The 17,763-nt window shown below is 28.2% G+C and carries 18 protein-coding genes and 1 pseudogene; 1 reads left to right on the top strand and 18 read right to left on the bottom strand.

Annotated features, from left to right (window positions below):
• Nucleotides 1-98: 98 nt before the first annotated feature.
• The 18 genes and pseudogenes from CURI_RS06135 to CURI_RS06060 form a co-directional block, all read right to left on the bottom strand.
• Nucleotides 99-1,079: pseudogene (locus CURI_RS06135) on the bottom strand (RNA-guided endonuclease InsQ/TnpB family protein); the annotation flags it as partial.
• 33 nt (nt 1,080-1,112) lie between these two features.
• The gene (locus CURI_RS16095; protein ID WP_228370462.1) at nt 1,113-1,226 is read right to left on the bottom strand and encodes a helix-turn-helix domain-containing protein; all 114 of its coding nucleotides are present in this window, start codon (nt 1,224-1,226) and stop codon (nt 1,113-1,115) included.
• A gap of 589 nt (nt 1,227-1,815) precedes the next feature.
• Nucleotides 1,816-2,382 carry an RNA polymerase sigma factor gene (locus CURI_RS06130; RefSeq protein WP_014967361.1) on the bottom strand — a complete coding sequence of 189 codons (567 nt, stop codon included), beginning with the start codon at nt 2,380-2,382 and terminating at the stop codon, nt 1,816-1,818.
• A gap of 254 nt (nt 2,383-2,636) precedes the next feature.
• Nucleotides 2,637-5,264, bottom strand: coding sequence for an ABC transporter permease (locus CURI_RS06125; protein ID WP_014967360.1), 2,628 nt, complete (start codon nt 5,262-5,264; stop codon nt 2,637-2,639).
• Nucleotides 5,251-5,943, bottom strand: coding sequence for an ABC transporter ATP-binding protein (locus CURI_RS06120; RefSeq protein ID WP_014967359.1), 693 nt, complete (start codon nt 5,941-5,943; stop codon nt 5,251-5,253). Before CURI_RS06120 ends, CURI_RS06125 begins: the two co-directional genes overlap by 14 nt.
• Before the next feature lie 71 nt (nt 5,944-6,014).
• Nucleotides 6,015-7,262 (bottom strand): HAMP domain-containing sensor histidine kinase, encoded by a 1,248-nt coding sequence (locus tag CURI_RS06115; RefSeq protein WP_014967358.1) that lies wholly within the window; start codon nt 7,260-7,262, stop codon nt 6,015-6,017.
• Nucleotide 7,263: 1 nt separating this feature from the next.
• Nucleotides 7,264-7,956 (bottom strand): response regulator transcription factor, encoded by a 693-nt coding sequence (locus tag CURI_RS06110; RefSeq protein ID WP_014967357.1) that lies wholly within the window; start codon nt 7,954-7,956, stop codon nt 7,264-7,266.
• A 186-nt stretch (nt 7,957-8,142) separates the two neighbouring features.
• On the bottom strand, nt 8,143-9,300 hold the full coding sequence (locus CURI_RS06105) for a hypothetical protein (RefSeq protein ID WP_014967356.1): 1,158 nt from the start codon (nt 9,298-9,300) through the stop codon (nt 8,143-8,145).
• A gap of 662 nt (nt 9,301-9,962) precedes the next feature.
• Entirely contained in the window at nt 9,963-10,523 is a 561-nt protein-coding gene (gene thpR / locus CURI_RS06100) for an RNA 2',3'-cyclic phosphodiesterase (protein WP_014967355.1), read from the bottom strand.
• A 208-nt stretch (nt 10,524-10,731) separates the two neighbouring features.
• The gene (locus tag CURI_RS06095) at nt 10,732-11,367 is read right to left on the bottom strand and encodes a Vat family streptogramin A O-acetyltransferase (RefSeq protein WP_014967354.1); all 636 of its coding nucleotides are present in this window, start codon (nt 11,365-11,367) and stop codon (nt 10,732-10,734) included.
• 115 nt (nt 11,368-11,482) lie between these two features.
• Entirely contained in the window at nt 11,483-12,124 is a 642-nt protein-coding gene (locus CURI_RS06090) for a lactate utilization protein (RefSeq protein ID WP_014967353.1), read from the bottom strand.
• Between the two features lie 94 nt (nt 12,125-12,218).
• Nucleotides 12,219-12,437: a GNAT family N-acetyltransferase gene (locus tag CURI_RS16525; protein WP_051003976.1), complete on the bottom strand. Its 219-nt coding sequence runs from the start codon at nt 12,435-12,437 to the stop codon at nt 12,219-12,221.
• Nucleotides 12,400-12,699, bottom strand: a complete 300-nt coding sequence (locus CURI_RS16335; protein ID WP_051003975.1) for a GNAT family N-acetyltransferase — start codon at nt 12,697-12,699, stop codon at nt 12,400-12,402. The genes CURI_RS16525 and CURI_RS16335 overlap by 38 nt, the downstream gene beginning before the upstream one ends.
• A gap of 170 nt (nt 12,700-12,869) precedes the next feature.
• On the bottom strand, nt 12,870-13,400 hold the full coding sequence (locus CURI_RS06080; RefSeq protein WP_014967352.1) for a GNAT family N-acetyltransferase: 531 nt from the start codon (nt 13,398-13,400) through the stop codon (nt 12,870-12,872).
• Nucleotides 13,401-13,565: 165 nt separating this feature from the next.
• A complete protein-coding gene (locus CURI_RS06075) occupies nt 13,566-14,117 on the bottom strand; it encodes a hypothetical protein (protein WP_014967351.1) in 552 nt (183 codons plus the stop codon).
• A 74-nt stretch (nt 14,118-14,191) separates the two neighbouring features.
• The gene (locus CURI_RS06070; protein ID WP_014967350.1) at nt 14,192-14,674 is read right to left on the bottom strand and encodes a GNAT family N-acetyltransferase; all 483 of its coding nucleotides are present in this window, start codon (nt 14,672-14,674) and stop codon (nt 14,192-14,194) included.
• A gap of 240 nt (nt 14,675-14,914) precedes the next feature.
• Nucleotides 14,915-15,196: a BMC domain-containing protein gene (locus CURI_RS06065; protein ID WP_014967349.1), complete on the bottom strand. Its 282-nt coding sequence runs from the start codon at nt 15,194-15,196 to the stop codon at nt 14,915-14,917.
• A gap of 196 nt (nt 15,197-15,392) precedes the next feature.
• Nucleotides 15,393-16,301 carry a D-alanyl-D-alanine carboxypeptidase family protein gene (locus CURI_RS06060; protein WP_041701990.1) on the bottom strand — a complete coding sequence of 303 codons (909 nt, stop codon included), beginning with the start codon at nt 16,299-16,301 and terminating at the stop codon, nt 15,393-15,395.
• A gap of 365 nt (nt 16,302-16,666) precedes the next feature.
• Between CURI_RS06060 and mnmA the strand changes: the two genes are divergently transcribed.
• Nucleotides 16,667-17,707 (top strand): tRNA 2-thiouridine(34) synthase MnmA, encoded by a 1,041-nt coding sequence (mnmA, locus tag CURI_RS06055; protein WP_014967347.1) that lies wholly within the window; start codon nt 16,667-16,669, stop codon nt 17,705-17,707.
• The last annotated feature ends 56 nt before the right edge of the window (nt 17,708-17,763 follow it).

Below are 17,763 nucleotides of genomic sequence, written 5' to 3'. Positions count from 1 at the left end.
TATCCTAAGTTAATCTACTCTTGTTTGATATAGTACTCCAAGGGCTTAAATTCGGATACAACGCATTCTACATAGTACCATACTTCTTGTAGGTGAACTTACGATACTTTATAGTTACCTAAGTTTATACTAGCATTTTTATCTCTATCTATTTCTAATCCACATTCACAAGCATATAACCTATTAGATAATTTCAAATCTTTCTTGATATTTCCGCACTTACTGCACATTTTAGAACTAGGGAAAAATCTATCTACTTGGATAAATTTTATTCCATTGAATTCAGATTTATATTTCATTTGCCTAGTAAATTCATATAATTTTTGCTCTTGGATTGATTTTGATAAGTGTTTGTTTTTCATTATTCCACTAATATTTAAGTCTTCCATAACTACTCTATATGGTTTCATTTTAATTATTTTATTAGTAGCTTGATGTATGTGATTATTTCTTATGTTTGTTAATTTTCTATGGACTAATGTAATCTGTTTCTCTAACTTTTTTATATTGCTAGTTTTTATAAACTTATTAAATTCTCTATTCATTTCATACTTTCTACTTACCTGTCTTTGTAGTCTTTTTAATTTCTTTTTTAATCTTCTAACTTCTTTAGATTTATTAATGTTTTTAATCGGACTATCCAAACAATTTATTACTGCAAGTATTGATATTCCTAGGTCTATTCCTATACTTAAATCTTGATTTAACTCGACTTGGTTTTCGCCGTGTTCGTAACCAAATGTTAAGTACCAATACTTCCCGTCAAAGCTACATCTAGGATTATTGTATTTTTCTAGTATAGGTATTTTATAGTTGGTAGTAAATTTTACTCTTCCTATCTTTTCTATGTTTACTGTATCCTCTTTTATATTCATTCTGTCATATCTAACATAAAATGATTGTTTAGATTTTTTCTTAGATTTAAACTTGGGATAGTTAGCTGTCTTCTTAAAAAAGTTATTAAAAGCTTGTTGTAAATCCGTAAATACCTGTGATGTTATTTGTGATGAAACTTCATATAGCCATTTAAAGCTTTCCTGTTTTTTAATGTCATTGTTAAATTTCTTTTTTATAGATTTACCATTAGGTTTTAAACCTCTCTTATATTCTTCTTACCATTTAGCTAATCCCCAGTTATATGCAAATCTTGATACTCCGACTGATTTAAACATTAATATTTCCTGTTGTGCTGTAGGTAGTAGTCTTATTTTTACTGACTTTATCATTGTCTCACCCCTTTTATCCAGTATAATACAGGTTGGTGACTTAGTGAAGTATGAAATAAACAGTTGTTCTTTTGCGTTGTATTTAATTATATATTTATAGCTTTCTATAGGTTTTATGCTCATTCATATATGTTCGCTAGACATATACAGTTCTCAGGCTATAGACCATGAACTTCTTATGTTTTCACATAAGCGTAGACTATATCATCACCCATTAAATGATTTTCTTTCACTATTTAGGTGTCCTCCGCTTCCACTACCAATGGCTTGTAGTGTACTCCCTTTTGGGATAGTCGTTGAAGTTTACTCATATTACTAAATGTAACTTAGAGTCTTACCTGCTGATTGTCGATTATTAAAGAACTTAGGATTTAACCATATCCTATCTACTTAATTTTTTCTGCTTTCGCAACGTTCACACTTATCTTTTCAGATTATGTTGTAGTTTAAGTAGCTTTACGAGTTTCCAGCAATTCAAAGGATTTTGGATAGTTTAGATCTATCTCTCCATGCTCTTTATGAACATGGGAGGCTGTCAACAATTTTCTAACTTATTAAATAGCTATAGTGTTTTATAACTTTTTATAAGTTATTTGTAACTGTTAGTTACCTCCAATTCTTTGTAATAAAAATCAGCTTCTTGTAGCGCTTTTGATAACTTTATTTTTGCTCTTTCATAACGTTTACGTAAAGTTGTAGCAGAAACTCCATGAATAGCTTCTAGCTCTTTGTAACTTTTTTCGTCAATAACTCTACCAAATACTAGGGCACGTTCTGCTGGGGATAAAGTTAGAAGTGCTAATCTTAACTCTTCACTTATAAAGTTTGAGTCATTATTTATGTTCAATACAAAAGATTTTGAGTCTATCTTTGTTTGTGGCATAAAGAATAATAATTTTTTCTTTCTTAGAGAATCTATACAAGTTGTATATGCAATCCGATATAACCAAGCAGATAATGATGTTCCTTTTTTAAAGCTTTTCCTTTTCTTATAGGCTTTAATAAACGTTACTTGTACTGCATCTTGAGCTTCAAAGTAGTCACAAAGTATATTGTGGCAATATCTCAAAAGAGGTTGACCATATAGTTTTATAGCATGCTGTAAATTATCTTCTCCCCCTGTAGCAAAAGTATCGTCAAGATTGTTTATTCTCATTTCACACCTCCTTTAAATAATTATAAAATCTACTTTCATACCTATAACGTGATTAGATATTCTTTTGTGACATAATTTTAAAAAACTATTCCTCAACAGGTGGAATTAATGAAAACATAGAAAGCATCACAAGGTTATAAGAAGTAATATCCCAAGGCTATATCTTTTCATTTTTTCTGCCTTATTCCTGGCTATAATAAACATTTATTTCAAAGTATTAATTATATTTATAACGTAATATAAAAAGCAGAGAATTAATTCTCTGCTTTTATACTCTCTACTATAATCTTATCATTTATTTTTTTAATCGGATATATTCCAGACAGTAATGCTATTATTGTAGAGCCTAAACAGGCTATAATTATACTTTGCCAAGGCATAGTCCATTCAAACTCACTAATTCTAAATGTTATCCTATATAGCATATATGCTAGTAATGTACCAACAGTTCCTCCTATTATAGATGCATATATACCATAGTATAAACTTTCTAAAGCTATCATAGCTTTAACTCCGAATTGAGTCATACCTACTGCTTTTATAGTTGCTATTTCTTTAGTTCTTAGCATTATATTTGTACTTATAGTATTTATTATATTTATAGAGCTAATTAGCGTAATTATAGCTACAAATCCATATAAGAATATATTCATTATAGCTTCAGCTTTTCTACTCTCTCTAGCCATTTCTGAAAAATCTATATAGCTAAATTCCTTTATATTTTCTTCTAGATCATTTAAATAAGGTGTAATGCTTTCGTTATTACCTCCTTCTGCCATTTGTATAATCATCATTGAGATTTCTTCACTTACTGACTTTGCACTATTAGGTTCTTGATTTTCTTTATCTCTGTTAAATAGCTCTTTCCATACTTGTTCTGTTGTAATTATGCTCATACCACCACTCATATGTGTGTTCCCTAGTGTATTTTCAAATATTACTTTTTCTAAGATACCCATAACTTTTAATTCATCATATCTCTTTTCCACTCCAGTATTATCCACTTTACGAGATGAATAAAGTAATTTATCACCTACATCTAGGTTATATCCCTTAATTAAAGAACGTTTATTGGTATCTTGATTATATACTCGAGTATTATTTATAACTAATACTCCATTCTGTTCATTTAATTCTTTTACATCTAAACTTCCTTTTTCTAGTACACTCTTTAACATTTCAAAGTTGTCATCTCCAATAGTAAATATCTCTATACCATCAACTTTAACCAGATTATCTCTTTCTACTTTAAATGATTCTGAACTCATTTCTTTTAATTTCTTAGTAATTTTATTTTCTTCAATTAATATCTCACCTTGATCTTTATTAATTTTGTATACTCTCTCTACATCCGTAACTTTTTTTAATTTAGAATATATTTCATCTGTCTCATCCCCCATACTTCCATATAGCATGAAGTCACCAAGTTCATCTTTATCTATAGCACCAGCTTTAGACATATAGTTAGAAAAAGATGAGAAGATAATAAATAATGAAATACTTATAACCATAGAAAATACAGTTATTATAAATCGCTTCCTATTTCGCGTTAAATTCTTATAGGCAATTTCTCCTTCTACACCTAATATCTTTCTAATAAATATTCTTTTTCTACCCTTTCCCATTGACTCTTTTTTAATACTTCCTGTATTCTTAACTGCTTCTAATGGTGAAACCTTTCCAGCTCTTCTTGCTGGTGCTATGGCAGATAAGAATACTGTTATTAATCCTATTATTGAGCTTATTAAAAATACAGATCGTGAAATAGTTATTTTCATATAATCCAAAGCATTAATACTCAATTTTAACAGACTAATGATGTACAAAACAGCTTTCATAGCAAATAGTCCTAAGAATAGTCCTAGTGGTATGCCTATTACACTGAGTATAAAAGCTTCTTTTAATACTATTTCTCTAATCTGTTCTGGAGTAGCACCTACCGATCTTAATAATCCAAACTGATTAGTCCTTTCCAATACAGAAATATTAAATGAATTATATATAACTGCTATGGTACATATCATAATTATTGAGATAACAAATATTAATAGTGCTATTACTGATTCATTAAATGTCTCATTCATACTTTCAGCTGATAACCTTAAAAGCCTATTATTATATTCTATATTTTCCTCGCTTTCACCAATATTTTTAGCTATTGATTTTATTTTTTCATTTGCATTTTTTATGTCTGGTACTTTTACGTATACATTATAACTACTTTTAGCATCAGTTTTCTCATCCATAATAGTAATGCCAGTAGTAACTAAATTTCCCCTCCAGAAGTATTCAGGTTCAATAATCCCTACTAGGGTATAGTCTTTTTTCTTTTTCTTTTCAAATGTTTCTTTCTTTTCTTCATTTTCTAATCCTACTCTATTTCCGATGGTTAATTTTAATTTATCTCCTAATTTTATATCTTTATCAAAATAACTAAGCATCCAATGCTCTATAGCTATTTCATCTGATGATTCTGGTAGTCTTCCTTCTTTTAAATTATAAGTTACCATATCTAAAGCTTCTTGTTCATAAGCACTAATATCTATGTATCTATAAGGAATGTCTATACCATACTTTTTTCTTTCTTGTTCGGTAGATTCTCTTACTATAGCTGAACCTTCAAATGTCATTCTTCCTGATTCAGATATACCTGTATGATTAACCAGTTTATCTGCATTCATCTTATCTATATTTTTAAAATTTGCATGATACGATCCAACTCTTCTTATTGCATCTTCAACTGAAGCATTTTTTGCGCTAAGCATAATAGTACCTATGGATGAAATGAGTGCGACTGATAAAACTATACCAAGAATAGTAAGTAAAGTCCTATTCCTTTGACCTTTTAGATATCTATAGGTAATATCTTTATAACTCTTCACTTCTTGCCACCTCATCCCTTGCAATCTTACCATCTTCTATAGTTATAATTCTATCTGCTTGAGACGCTATGTTTAGATCATGAGTTATTAAGATTAAAGTTTGATTATACTTTTTCACGGATATCTTAAGTAAATCTATTATTTCTTTGCTATTTTTGCTATCTAAATTTCCGGTAGGCTCATCTGCTAATACTATTGAGGAGTTATATGACAGTGCCCTACCTATAGACACCCTTTGCTGTTGCCCACCAGAGAGTTCATTAGGCAAATGATGCCTTCTATCTTCTAATCCTAGTATACTTACTAATTCATTGAACTTCTCCTTATTAATCTTCTTACGATCTAATAATAAAGGTAGCAGCATATTTTCCTCTGCCGTTAATACTGGCACTAGATTATAGAACTGAAATATGAAGCCTACTTTTCTTCTTCTAAATATCGCTAACTCTTTTTCTGAAAGATTATATACATCTATTCCATCTACATATACTTTTCCACTAGTAGGTCTATCCACACCACCTAATAAATGTAATAATGTGCTTTTTCCAGAACCACTTGCTCCTACTATAGCTACAAATTCTCCTTGATTTATAGTTAGATTAACATTTTTTAAAGCTTCTACCTTTGTATTGCCTTTTCCATAAGACTTACATACATCTACAACTTTTACTATCTCCATAATCCTTCCTCCTATTTTTATTCTAGCTATAATTATATAAAGTCAATCTTACGAGGAGATGAATATCTAGATTACTTTTTAGTAAGATTTGTATTATTCTTTAAAAATGTCATAGTAATCTCAGTTCCATGATTCTTTTTACTTTTGGCTGAAATAATACCGTTTTGAGATTCTACTATTAATTTTGTTAAATTAAGTCCTATGCCTATACTTTCTGTTTTTACTTCATTATTCACTTTGAAAAACCTTTCGAATATATAAGGTAAATGTTTTTCCTCTATTCCTATACCATTATCTTTTACTCTTATACTGCTGAACAGTGGAGTTTCTTCTAGAGTTATGATAATCTTTCCTCTACTATGCTCTATAGCATTCTTAACTATATTTATCAATGCTTCTCCTGTCCAATCTTTATCACCATAAAAAAAAGCTATATCTAAATTTCCTTCTATATATACAACTTGAGATTTCAGTTGATGGCTTAGTGTATTAGTTGCTATATCTAATACTTCTTTTAAAAATACTTTTTCCTTCCTAAATTCTATTGAACCCGATTCTATTCTAGCAACTTTAAGTAGGTTTATTATTAACCATTCCATTCTTTCCAGCTGACTTCTTTCCTTGCTTAAGAAATTTAATCTAGATTCTTTGTTCATATCTTCATCTTCAGTTAAAATATCGTTTATAATTATTAAAGAAGATAAGGGTGTTTTAAGCTGATGTGATATATCAGATATCATATTTTTTAAAAACAACTTGTCCTTTTTAAGCATTTTCAAGCTATTCTCTAGTCTGTTTGCCATTTGATTAAATTGATGATTGAGTATATTAAATTCTCCTTCACCTTCTTCTTTTAAATGAATAGAGAAATCTCCTTCAACGAATTTTTCAGACGCACTATATACCTCTCGTACTTTTCTATATATCTTTTTATATTCAAATATTAATATAGTGATTAAAGGAAATAAAAATAAAAGTATTGTTAGAAATACAGTTATTTGTACATTTAAATTATTTATTTTAAAAATGGGATGATATTTTTTATTAAGTTCAATATCGTACCCATAACTTTTTAGTATTGACTGTCCTTTTAGTTTATCTGCTGTAGATACATCTTTAGTTATATAAGGTATAATTTCATTTTTAAGTTGAGGATATTTGTTCACTATACTTCCAACTAAAGCTAGATCTCGTTCTATTACCCTAGTATTTATATCATTCATAAATGTATTTATCATAATAAGTCCTGTTATTGCAAATATTAATTGTAGCAATATAACCTTAATTGTCACTGATTTAAATTCTTCATTTCTAAACAATTTAAATCCCCCTCACATCTACATTCCAACTATATCCTACACCTCTTATAGTCTTTATATAAGTAGGTTTAGATGAGTCTACCTCTATTTTTTCTCTAAGACGTCTTACATATACTGATAATGCATTATCATCTACGAACTCTCCATTTATATCCCATATTCTTTCTAAAATCTTAATTCGAGATAATGCTTGGTATGGATTACTCATTAAAGTAACTAATAGTCTATACTCTAAGGGGGTAAGTTGAACTAAATCCTGTTCTATATGTACTTTATGTTCCATTAAGTTTACTTTTATATTGTCTGACATAATAATTTTTCTTTCAAATGGCATCTTAGATCTTCTAAGAACCACCTTTATTCTAGATATAAGCTCCCTTATCCTAAATGGTTTAGTTATATAATCATCTCCACCAATATCTAGTCCCATCACAATATTAACTTCATCATCTTGGGCTGTTAAAAATATTACAGGTATTGATTTGTTTTTTCTTGTATACTTAAACACTTCATATCCGCTTCCATCTGGAAGCATTATATCTAATAAAATTAAATCATAGTCTCTTTTATCTACCAACTCTTTTCCCTTTGAAACACAATTTGCTATGTCAACTATATATCCTTCACTTTTCAAAGAATATTCGATTCCCATTGCTAACGTAGAGTCATCTTCTACTAAAAGTATTTTATCCATTTTAAAATTCCCCCCTGTTTTTACTATAAAGTTATATATCTTATTCTTTCACTAATTATAATTATATTAGGTAAAATATATCAACTATTATTGATAAGTATTTTTATATAAAATATAAAAATACACCTCCGATATTAACTTTATCTAATATCAGAGATGTACTTAAGTTTTATTAATTATTTTAATTTATTTAAGAAAATCACGAAAAGTATCACAGTCACTATTAATAAACTCATAAAGTATAGACTGGTTCATCTCTACTTTTTCTTTTAATGCTAATATATCCTTAAATCTATCTTCTAAAAAGTAGTCTTCAATTTCTTCCAGTATTCTATAGTCATAAGTAGCAACGATAAGCTCGTTTCCCTCAGTTATATAATATACCCCATATACATCATCATTTAAATAATAAACCCTATTGCTCACATGTTTATTATCTAAGTTAAATTCTGTATAAAGATATCCGTCTTCAAAATACCCCTTCATTGCATGGGGCTTTAATAAATCAAAAGCTCCTATTATCCTCTCTCTATCTTTTATATCATAAACGAGAATATACTCTTTTTTATTAAGTTTAAATCCAGCTTCTATTCTACTAATCTTCATTACTTCTTTAATTTCTGCATCTACTATTTTTAAGCCTAGTTCTGTATCTTGTACCCTTATTTTCGATATAACTATTTTATGCTTATCTTCAAAGTCTATAAGAGATTCTGTAGTATATGATTCTATATCATCTCCATTAGTTTCACTAATTACATTTTTAAGTAATATAGATGCATTCTTCACTGGATTATAGTCAATATCTTTTAATGATAAGTATCTAGATGCTTCATAGTCTTTACCAACTGATCTCATTATGAAGTAGTTTATTATCTGGTTAACTGAAGTTATCTTTTCACATATCTTATTCCATAAAGTACTTATTTCACTTTGTTCAAGTTCTACTTTCACATTTAGAATAAATTCGTATTCTTCAGGACTTGGAATATATGTTGAAAACTTATTGTTTCTATTAGCAAATTCACAAACTAAGTACCTCGCTTCTTTTTCACTGATAGATATGAACTCTCCACCAAGTCCACCCATCATCATTAGTTTTCTTTTGTTAATATCTTCATCTTCCTCATTTATCATACTCTCATAGTCATCTATTCCATACTCTTCTGCATCTAAGTGAAACAGTTGACAGTATTTACCACCATCTTCTAGCTCCCAGTATATAACTAAACCTATTACTCCCATAAGTCTTGTATTTGTAACTTCTGCTTTTATAAATTTATATTTTTTATAATTATTATTATCTTCATTTCCCATTATGACTTTAAATTTTTGCTTATTCATTTGAGTCTCCTTTTAACATAATACAGTTTATTATATACTATATTATCACAAGGAGTTATAAATTGTTTAATATATTTAAAAGTTTAGATATTGTTTATATAAAAAGTACATATCCAAAATAGTATATATGCTCTTTTTATATAGTATCTAATATAAGACTAATATTATACTATACATTATTATTTCACAGATATTTTTAATTCTAAATATTTTTCTAGCTTAGGAATTTTTGTATCAGATATATATAACTTTTTATCTTTATATCTATCGTCTGCTTTAAATGCTTTTATAAAATTATAAGCTTTTTACACTTTAAGTTTTAATCATAGCTTCTTATAGAGTATATCTGCAGTTACTATCACATTTTACTATAGATATAACAATTTTTTATAAGTACTGCTTATGACGTTTATTCGGTTAGTAAAAACTTCTTGGCTTTCTTTTTTAAACTAGTATATGAACATATACCCTTTATATTCTCATACATTAGATAGTCTATAGACTCTTTGGGTTCATAAAAACTTTTTATTTAAATAAAAAATGCATTAAGTGATAATTTATCTTATCATTTAATGCATTAAGTATATTATGCTTACATAATATTAGATTTTATTTTCCTATAATTAATTTCATAATAGTATAAGTCTGTAAAAGTAAGTTTCTTATTTAAATTTCTTTACATGAATAGGAATGTATTTTAGTTCACCATTTACTCTAGTACTTTCCATTAAAGAAATTTTATCTACAGGTATAGATAATTTATCGATATTAATCTGTTCTACTATTTGATTGAATTTTTTATTAAAGATTACTTGTCTTCCTATAGTAATGTGTGGTTTAAAGTTTCTTTCTTCTCTTGTAATACCTATTTCCTCAAGAGTTATTTCTAATTTAGAATATAGTTCATTTAATATTTCATTTGATTCTAGTCCAACCCATACTATAGATTTATTTCCCCTAGGAAACTGACCTAATTCATTAAAATATAATTGAAAATTATTTTGTTCTAGCGCAACTTTATCAATACATATTTTTATTTTTTCTAAATCACTTTCATTTACTTCTCCAATAAATTTAAGAGTTAAGTGAAGGTTTTCTTTAGTAGTAAAGTTACCTTTTTCACTCTCTTCAATAATTGATTTCTGAATTTTACTCAAATAGTTCTTTATGTCTTCTGGAAATTCTATTGCTACAAAGACCCTCTTATTATTAGCATCAAGCATTTTTTTCAATTTTAGTTCCTTCCTTTTATATTAGTATTAAATAATAGGATTCCTCTAAATTCAATATATTAGTCTTTGAATACTAACTTTATAAACTAAAATATAAATCAGATAATTTCTTTTTCCACTATTCAGTTTATGAATCTCTAATCTTTATTTTATAATATCTATGGTTTAAAGTTAAGAAATATCTATATACTTTTAAATATTACTTAATAGACTTAATTCTATTTAAATCAGAGCTACAAAGTATTTCTAAGTTAGAGAATACTTTTTCTGCTGGCCAGTCCCACCATTTAATCTCTAGTAGGTAGTCTATCAGTTCATCATTAAATCTTTTCTTTATAACTTTAATTGGATTTCCACCTACAATATGATATGGAGAAACATCCTTTGTAACTACTGAATTTGCTGCAATAATTGCCCCATCTCCTATATGAACTCCAGGCATAATAGTAACATTCTGTCCAATCCAAACATCATTGCCAACAATTGTATCTCCTTTAAATGGCATGTCATCAAGAGATGGTATTACTTTTTCCCATCCGTTGCCCATGATATTGAATGGATAAGTTGTTACAGAGTTCATTCTATGATTGGCGCCATTCATGATAAACTCTACACCCTTTGCAATGGCACAAAACTTACCAATAATTAATTTATCACCAATAAATTCATAGTGATGTGTAACATGTTCTTCAAACTTATCCGCTCCATTGATATCATCATAGTAAGTATAATCTCCAACAGTTATATTGGGACGAGTAATTACATTCTTAATAAAGCAAATGCTTTTTATTGAATCGTTTGGATATATTGCATTTGTATTTGGTCCGTATTGCATCTTTCGTACCTCCTTTATAAGGATTAGTTTTATTATTTTTAGTAAAAATTTCGGAAAACCTGACAACAAAAATACTTTTTCATTTCATAATATAGCTACACTACTATATAAGACATTAGTATCCTAGCTCTTTTCCTACAATAATTACCTTTATTCTGTCTTTAATAAATTGCCCTCTGATAATTATGAAGTCATTACATATCCTATCAGGACTATTACAATCCATGCAATAACCTAAAGTAGTGCATGGAGTTTTTTTATTTAATCTTTTAGCATCAATTGGTGCTGAATAATTTCTGACTCTTTTTTCTGCTTGCTCTATATCCTTAACAATTTTATTTACTCCAGTTACTAAAATAACTTGCTTAGGCCCATAAATCATTGGTGCAACCCTACTTCCATTACCATCAATGTTATAAAGTTCCCCGTTCTCAGTTAAAGCATTTGTACTACATATAAAAGTATCTGACGAGAAGTTTTGTATGTATATTTGCCTTTTTTCTTCACTTGTAATTCCATCTCTATATTTATCTAAAAAAACATAGTTTCCATTGCGAAAAAATTCTATAACTCCTGTTTCAAAGAGAGTCATAGAATCACCAACTCCTATTGTAGAATTCTCAGAGATAAGTTCTTTTAAGAGAGCCTTTAACTCTATATCATCCTTAACAAAAAATCCAGCCATATTATTCTTTTTTAAATTATCTATAGTTCTATCTATTTGCTTTTCCATATACCATAAAACATCTTTGTCCACTTAATAAAACTTCCTTTCTTCTTTAAAGAATATACACTTCTTACTTTTTTCTATGATTTGAATATAGATCAGTTATATGATTCATATATTAAATTTATTTAATTTTCAACTCCATAAAAACGTCAGCAATATTATTATTGTTATATCTTTGTATTTCATAAAAGTTTGCTGATCTATATAAGTTTATAGCTTTTACTGAATCTTTGGTTGTATCTAATCTTATATAGCTATATCCTTTTTCTTTAGCCTTTTTAAGTGCATAGTTGAATAAAGTTCTACCATACTTTTTTTCCTTGATATTTTGGTAATACATACATGTTTTTCAATTCACAAATTAATTGATCTTTATATAATGGTCTTATTGCCACTGTTCCAACTATTATTTTGTCTATTTTATAAATCCAAAATCCGCCTTTACTTTTTGAATATACATTTTCAATATTCCTTAGTTCTGAGTGACGACCTTCTGGTTCGAATCTCTGTCCCTTAGATTCTAAAACTATTTTAAAAAATGCCTCAAGTTCTTCTTGAATATCTGAATTGTAATCAACTATCTTATTTTCATTTTCTATCATTTCTGTTCTACTCCCCTGTTATGGATATATCTTTAAATAATTATAAATAAGTTCATATTATTTATCTGTGTGAAATATCTCTAATATAATTTTGGCCTCTACATTACCATAATCTCTAGTTTCATAGAGACGAGTTTTATACAATAAACTTTCATTTTATATAACACATTCTATTCAAAAAATTCATTAGGATAAATTACGGTTCCATCAACATCAGAAAGGCTATCTCTTTCAAGTTCTAGTGCCATAAATGATTCATTTGGTACTTCAAATGGACATTTTATACCCCATGTTCTTGCAGGCATAAATCCAAATCTAGGATAGTATTTCTCATGACCTAGGACAATTACTGATTTAAAACCAATTTGTTTTGCAACCTTCAAACTTTCGTTAATTAGCTTGCTTCCAATCCCTATATTCTGATACTGTGATAGAACTGAAACAGGTGCTAGAGCAAGTGACTCATACTCATTTTTGCCATTTCTTATAATTAGCTTTGTAAGCATAGCGTGTCCTATAATTTCTTTATTTAGTTCTGCAATAAGGGATAATTCTGGTATAAATGCATCACTTTTTCTCAACCTCTCAACTAAAAGTTGCTCTTTGTGGTCACTATACTCTGCATTTTCAAATGCTTTTTCTACTACATACTTTACTGATGAATAATCTCTTTCTTCTTCCTGTCTTATTATTATATTCAATTCCCATTACCTCCTCTTTCTTAGTTTGACTTATAAATTATACTACATACTTCTCCTTGCACATTCTTTTATCTTCAACTGGTTCTATTAATCTTTCTACCGGAAAATATCTAACAGTAATATCAAAAATAGATGATTATATACTTAAAAATTTTTAAGTAATTTTTATTCTATATCATACATCCTTTTCTCAATTATTTGTTCTGTTATGTCTTCATCCTTACTATTATAGAATGTAATTTTGTCATATTCGACATTCTTATTCTTAAATACAAATGGTATCATATAGTAACTTTCATCTAGAATTTTTTCTTCATACTTATTTTCATCTAGGTCAATCCTTACTTTAGAAATACTATTATCTATATTTGCTCCAAATACACAATAAATCAAAGAGCCACCTCTAGCATAGTATTTTCCAGTTACCTTATTTCCTAAAGATCCTCCGATTCTTTCATATCTACTAAATGGTTTCTTTTCATAAAAAGACATTCCAATCTGTTTTTCTTTTTCACTATCTTCATAAGTATAAAGAAAAAAGTAGTATTGTGATTTTTCAAGATTCTTTTCTATTGTTACTTCATGTCCAATTTCTTTTTCTATATGATTTTGTATATTTTCATATTTTACATAATGTAAATCATTATATATATACATGCTTGTGATTACTATAATAATTGCAATTATACAGCCATATACTTTATGCTTTGTCTTCATAGATATTTAACCTCCCAAAATAAAGTGAAATATTTTTTGTATTGGTATAATAGTTTCTTAATATCTCAAGCGCTTTATATCTTTTCTAAGGTAGTTTTCCTGGGAAAAAATCCATATCTAGCATAAAACTTAAATACTTCTTCATTTCCAAATGCTACGTTAATAGTTATCTTCTCTCCACCTGTCTCTTGAATCCATTCAAGAGAATTTTTCATAAAAACGTCTCCTATCTTTAGACCTCTATACTCATCTTCAATATAAATTGAATCAACTTCTCCTATATTGTCTTTTGATATATGAGCTATAACGTATCCTATGTATTTATCTATCACTATATCTCTGGCTAAAGTTATAAAGAAAACTTTTTCTTCTCCTTTTTCCATAGCTCTTTTTCTTTCTTTAAAACTAAGTTCTCTAAACTGCTCTTTAAAATAAATAGATTTTTTTATGTGATGATTATTAAGTTTCTCCCATAAAGGCTCAATAGATTTCAACAACTCTTTTCCACCTTTTATATATTCAATACTAGTTTTATTTATTTCTTCTCTATTTTCCACACTAACACCTCATTTATATTGTTATAAATATATGTAGAATAATTTCTTTAATGGTTTAATATGATTATTGATTGAATTTTCTTTATATAATAAAATCCCTGTAATATTTTCTTTATATTTATAGAGCATAAAGTATAATCTTATTTACTCTACTGCTTTCTTTTTATTTGAAAATAAAAAACTGCCATAAAAACAAAATTAAATTTAAGTTTTTATGACAGTCTTTTTTAAGTAAATATTTTATAACTTTCTTGCTAGGATTTCGTCTACTTCTCTATGAGGTGCTGGGATTACTTGAGATCCAAGAAGCTCTCCAACTTTTTGAACTCTTTCTATTCCAACGTCTATTGCAGCTCTAACAGCTCCAACATCTCCTCTAACGAATACTGTTACATGTCCTGCACCTATTGACTTGTATCCTACAAATTCTACATCAGCTGCTTTTACCATCGCATCAGCTGACTCAACTGCAGCAGTTAATCCCCAAGTTTCTATTATTCCTAAAGATTGTCCTGTAGCCATAAATATTCCTCCTTAGCTGTATAAATAGTAAATCATTATCTAATCCATTATACCATGTTTTTATGATTTAACTAATAGAATAAATAAAATATTTTTAATATTCTATTATATTTGACTATATTTCTCTTTATATGGTTTTTAAATAGCTAAAGCTATCATATAAAAAGCCATCCTCATAAAATCATTTTATATAAAGTTAATCAATCCTACTATAAAGTTTAATGCTATCATACATCTGTGCCATATCTGGATTATTAATATCCTCTAAAGGTGCTCCCATAACTATACAAATATATTCACGACCATTCTTTATACTAAATGTTGCCCAACACTCTCCCGCTTCATACGTTGTCCCTGACTTACCCCCAATTATTTCAAAACCTTCTTGGCTTACACCTTCGAGCTTTGAAAGAACTGTTGATCTCAAATTGATTCCATCAGGATGATCTAGTGTAGAAGTTGTCTTAAAAGTCTTTTTAGTGAAAATTGCTCTAAAATCGCCATTGTTCAAAGCATAGTCCAAAAGTTTAGCCATATCATAAGCTGTAGTATATTGATTTTTATCATGAAGACCTTCTGGATTTGTAAATCGAGTATTTTTAAGACCTATCTCAGAAGCCTTATTATTCATAAGATTAACAAATTCATCTACACTTCCTGATATATTAATAGCAAGAGAATTTGCAGCTTCCCCACCAGAACTTAACATAGTTCCATATAAAAGGTCACGATATGTTACTGCTTCATTTCCATAAAATCCTGCCATAGAAGCATTGTTTTCAACCATTTTCTTATATGTCTCTACGTCAACAGGAGCTGTTGCAGACAAGTCATTAATATGTTCAAGTGCAACAATACTTGTCATAATCTTTGTAAGAGATGCAGGATATGCTTTAGAATTATGATTCTTTTTATATTCTGCATTTTTATCTTCCCTATTTAATACGTAAATATATTTACTAGTATAATCATCATCTTTAAACACATTTGATACTTCTATAGGATTAAAATTAGTGATATTAGACTTGTCCCCTACTATTACAAATAGACATAAAATAAATACTATAATAATTGACAACTTTAAAATTTTCTTAAACTTTCTCATATACATCCTACCTTCCTTAGTTTTATATTAAATTTAGATAATATCGCTTATTAACGCTTTTACCTACTTTTTCATTATTACACATGATATTTAAAATCTATATTATCAATATAGTTGAATAATTTCACATAATAAACTATTTGTTACTATAAGTATAACATATTTATAGTCATTCTTTTAAATATATAAAAGTCTAAGAACGCAAATAACTGTAATTCATTCTCGTTTTTCTTATTCAATTCTAAGAGTTCATCTATTGTATTTTAAAATACCTTATACAACTGTTTTTCATTTTATCTCTTGATAATTTCTAGTTTGTAAAATATACTTTATATTAACTTTTTAATTTAGAGTGAGGAGATATTATGAGTAAAACAAAAAAAGTCGCAGTTGGTCTCAGTGGTGGTGTTGACAGTGGAACTACAGCTATGATTTTGCAAGAAGAAGGATATGAAGTAATTGGTGTAACTATGAGAATTTCAGACCACCAAGATAAAGAAATCGAATCAGCTAAATATGTAGCCAATACTCTTGGCATTGAACATCATATAGTAGATTTTAGAAATGAGTTTAACAATATAGTGGTAAAATATTTCAAAGAAACATACGAACTAGGAAAAACACCAAATCCTTGTATCAAGTGTAATAAGAGTTTTAAATATGGTAGACTAATGGATTTTTGTAAAACTATCGGTGCAGATTATTTTGCAACTGGACATTATGCTAGGAAAGTATATGACAGTGAAACTAATACTTATAGAATATTAAAGGCTATAAATAGTAGAAAAGATCAATCATACAATTTGTTTCAACTAACTCAGAAAGAATTAGAGTATCTAATATTTCCTATAGGAGAATTTGCATCTAAAGAACATGTGAGAAAAAAATCATCAGAAAAGTTAAATATAGTTTCTAGTAAGAGCGATAGTACAGGAATATGTTTTATAGAACATAAAAAGGTTGGCAGATACCTTAAAGAGGTATGTAGCTCATCAGTAATAGAGGGAAATTTTGTAGATAATCAAGGTAATATTTTAGGTAAACATAAAGGTATAGCATACTATACAATTGGTCAAAAAAGAAAACTTGGAGAAGATCTTTCTTTTAACTATGTAGTTACTAAAATAGATTCTGAGAAAAATACAGTTGTTTTAGGCTCTGAAGAAAATCTAATAGTTAATAAATTAATTCTAGAAAACACAAACTTTTTAAGCCCTAATGTTACCCTCCCACTTGATGTAGATATTAAAGTTAGTCAATGGTCTGAGGTATATAAAGGTAAAATTTATACTGAAGGAGATGCTATAGCTATAGAATTTTATGACCCTGTAAGAGCTCCTGCTCCTGGTCAGGCAGCTGTATTTTATATAGGTGATGAACTCGTAGGTGGAGGTTTTATTTCGTAGCGAAAAAGATATCAACACCAAATTCCTAAAAGTCATAGGTTTTTGGTATTGATTCT

It is taken from the genome of Gottschalkia acidurici 9a, from assembly GCF_000299355.1.
Lineage (GTDB): Bacteria > Bacillota > Clostridia > Tissierellales > Gottschalkiaceae > Gottschalkia > Gottschalkia acidurici.
The sequence above is the reverse complement of the archived record's forward strand: the minus strand, read 5'-3'. Positions and strand labels throughout refer to the sequence as shown.